We start from the raw sequence: 3,183 nt of genomic DNA on the forward strand, positions 1-3,183 counted from the left end.
ATCCCATTCTCGGCGCGAAGGCAAACGCCGATAAGTACGGCATCCGCATCGTCCACGAGGCAACTTACCCGTTGACGACCGAGAATTTCGCGCCTGTTATCGACGCTGTCGCCGAAAGCGGTTGCGATCTGCTGTTTCTCTGCTCCTACCTTGATGACTCGATCGGCCTCGTGCGCGCCATTCATGCGCACCCGTTTCGTCCGAAGATGGTCGGCGCCGGCATGATCGGTCCACAGAACACAGCTGTGAGAACAACGCTTGGCCCGCTATTGAACGGCTTCGTGAACTACGAATATTGGGCACCGGTTCCCAAGATGATGTCCCCCGGGGTTCAGGAACTGCTGAATACGTACCAGGCACGAGGCAGCGGCGCCGGCGTCGACCTTTTGGGACATTGCATAGCGCCGCTCGCTTATGCGCAGATGCAGGTGGTTGCCCAGGGCGTCGAAGCCACCGGTGGCTTCGATGACGCAAGCCTCGCGGCGTTCGCGCGAAGCGCAACCTTTCACACCGTCATGGGCGACATCAAATTCGGCACGAACGGGGAATGGGCGCATCCGCGCGTCCTGCAGGTTCAGTTTCGGGGCATAACCGGACCTGAGGCCAACCAGTTCAAGGATGGATCGAGGCAGGTCGTCGGGTCGCCTCACTCGCTGGCGTGCGGGGAATTGATCTTTCCCTATGCCGAAGCGTTTTGACCTGGTCGCAGGCATCGCGTGGCACGACATTGCGCCGGGCCAGCCGACCCGGAACGTGCGCTTCGGGCCTGAGGCCGACGATCGGTCAGACCGTCACGACAATCTTGCCGAATTGTTCGTTCGACTCCAGAAAGCGATGCGCCTCGACGATCTGGTCGAACGGAAATGTCCGGGCGATGACTGGCTTGAGCGAACCCGACACCAGCCCATCAAGGATGAACGTCTTGGCGGCCTCCAACCGTGCCGGATCCTTGACGATCTCGTGGATGAGGTAACCACGCAGGGTCAGGCTCTTGCTCAGCACGGTAAACAGCGGGAAGGGTGTCGGCTCTGGGCTCAACGCGCCATATTCGATGAGAATGCCGCCGCGTGACATTGCGGCGGTCAACGGATCGAATGATGGTCCGCCAACCGCGTCGAACACAACCCTTATGCCGTCAGGGCCGGCGATTTCCTTCAGCCGGGCTTGCAGATCTTCCCCCGCCGAAGCAATGACATGCACTGCGCCGAACTCGAGCAAGGCCTGCCGCTTGCCGGATGTCCGCGTGACCGCGATCGTGGTCGCGCCCACAATGTTGGCAATCTGGATTGCGGCAAGTCCGACACTGCTTGATGCGGCGGTGATGACGACAAAGTCCTCTCTGCGGAGTTTGGCAATGTCGATCAGCGCGCCGTAAGCGGTGACATATTGCATCCAGATCGCTGCCGCCGCTTCCCAGCTCAGCGATGCCGGGTGCTTGACGAAAAGTTCAGCAGGATAGGTGGCGAGCTCACCATAGGCGGGCCAGCGTACCATCGACAATGGCGGAACGACGCTAACGGCATCGCCTGGCGCGAAGCCGCGCACGCCCTCGCCGACCGTTTGGACAATGCCTGCCGCCTCGAGACCGAGGCCGGAGGGCAAGGGCGGCGTCTCGATATAAGAGCCCGAACGGATCAAGGCCTCGGCCCGGTTGAGGCCCAGCGCCTTGACACGGATTTGAATCTCGCCCCGACCAGGCCGCGGAACATCGACATTCTCGATGCGCAGAACCTCGGGACCACCATGCTCATGAAAGCGAACGACGCGTACCATCTGGCCATAACTCCAAAATATATGAACATAATGACCTATGACAGCGGGCAATAAGTGGATAAATAGCCACTTACGAACGACAGTCGAAACTGAGAGTTTTTAAAGATGGATCGCCTCATGAGCATGTCCGTGTTTGTCAGAGCCGTGGACCTGGGCTCGTTTGCGGCGGCAGCAGCCGCACTCGATCTATCCGGACCGATGGTCGGCAAGCATGTCCAGTTTCTTGAAGAGCGTCTCGGCGTGCGTCTCATCAACCGGACCACTCGTCGTCAGAGCCTGACAGAGTTCGGTCGCGCCTATTATGAACGCTGCCAGGTCGTACTCGCCGAAGCCGAGGCCGCGGACGCGCTCGCGGCCGATCACCTTTCCGAACCCTGCGGAAGGCTGCGGGTCACCATGCCGGCATTGTTCGGGCGGCGCTGCGTTGCCCCCATCTTGCTGGAACTTGCACGGCAATATCCCATGCTGGAACTTGACCTGTCGTTCGGCGACCGCATCGCCGACCTTGCGGAGGATGGCTACGATCTTGCCATCCGGACCGGCAATCTGGAGGACAAGGCCGGGTTGATCGCGCGGCGCATCGCGCGCCAGCGCATGGTCGTGTGCGCATCGCCATCCTATGTCGAGTTGCACGGCCGGCCATCGCAGATTGAGGACCTCAGCAGATATCAAGCCATCATCTACAGCCGGTCGGCCCGTGTTCGCCCGTGGCTGTTTCCGCGCAACGATCAGCCCCCGGTGGAGGTCATGCCAGTCAGCCGGCTGCGGCTCGACGACATGGATACGATCGCCGATGCCGCGACAGCCGGCATGGGACTTGCCTGGCTTCCGCTCTGGCTCATCAAGGAGCGCATTGAGGCCGGTATGCTTGTCCCGCTATTGCCGGATCAGCCGGAATTTCTTTACGACTGCTACGCGCTATGGCTGCAGACCCCTCACTTGCCGCGCAAGGTCCGGCTTGCGGTCGATGCGCTGGCAGCGGGATTGCCCAAATTCATGACGTGAAATGTAATATCGACGACAGGCGGTGGGGGCTTTGGCGGGGGCTGGAGCATCCGTTGCCGGAGGTGCAGCAGGCATTGGAGTTTCCTGAGCAAATGACGGTCCGCAAAGGCCTGGTATTGTCAAACTGCACAGCAATGAATGAGAAAAAATCTGTTTCACAATGAAACCTCATAAATACGACCTGTGATCTTAAAATGTAGAAAGAATAGAGAAAAGTATCTATTCATGCAAAATCGAGGATTTTTCTTGACAATGCAAGTTAAAATGTGAGGCGTTTAGGAGAAAATCAATTGCGTGACTGACAATGGGGCGTCCCGCTGCAGATTCTCTTACCTTGCACACCATTTGGTTGTAGTGTCGGCGTGGCCGATCGCCAGCGCCAACGACACATTAATGGCGGCTCCC

General features: G+C 59.2%; 3 protein-coding genes. 2 read left to right on the forward strand and 1 reads right to left on the reverse strand.

The window, feature by feature from the left end; genetic code table 11:
* Nucleotides 1–698, forward strand: a 698-nt coding sequence (locus tag AAAC48_RS25625) for an ABC transporter substrate-binding protein (protein WP_340656905.1), incomplete at its 5' end; no start/stop codon positions are given.
* Between the two features lie 85 nt (nucleotides 699–783).
* On the opposite strand, the gene AAAC48_RS25630 is transcribed toward AAAC48_RS25625, so the two are convergent.
* Nucleotides 784–1,773, reverse strand: a complete 990-nt coding sequence (locus AAAC48_RS25630) for a zinc-dependent alcohol dehydrogenase family protein (RefSeq protein WP_340656906.1) — start codon at nucleotides 1,771–1,773, stop codon at nucleotides 784–786.
* A gap of 105 nt (nucleotides 1,774–1,878) precedes the next feature.
* On the opposite strand from AAAC48_RS25630, the gene AAAC48_RS25635 reads away from it, so the two are divergent.
* Nucleotides 1,879–2,778, forward strand: a complete 900-nt coding sequence (locus tag AAAC48_RS25635; protein WP_340656907.1) for a LysR family transcriptional regulator — start codon at nucleotides 1,879–1,881, stop codon at nucleotides 2,776–2,778.
* Nucleotides 2,779–3,183 lie beyond the last annotated feature (405 nt).

Source organism: Phyllobacterium sp. (assembly GCF_037994405.1).
GTDB lineage: Bacteria > Pseudomonadota > Alphaproteobacteria > Rhizobiales > Rhizobiaceae > Phyllobacterium.

What these genes read in the sequence shown, in the direction of transcription:
- AAAC48_RS25630 (WP_340656906.1), bottom strand. Translation starts at nt 1,773, where the DNA reads ATGGTACGCGTCGTTCGCTTTCATGAGCATGGTGGTCCCGAGGTTCTG.
- AAAC48_RS25635 (WP_340656907.1), top strand. Translation starts at nt 1,879, where the DNA reads ATGGATCGCCTCATGAGCATGTCCGTGTTTGTCAGAGCCGTGGACCTG.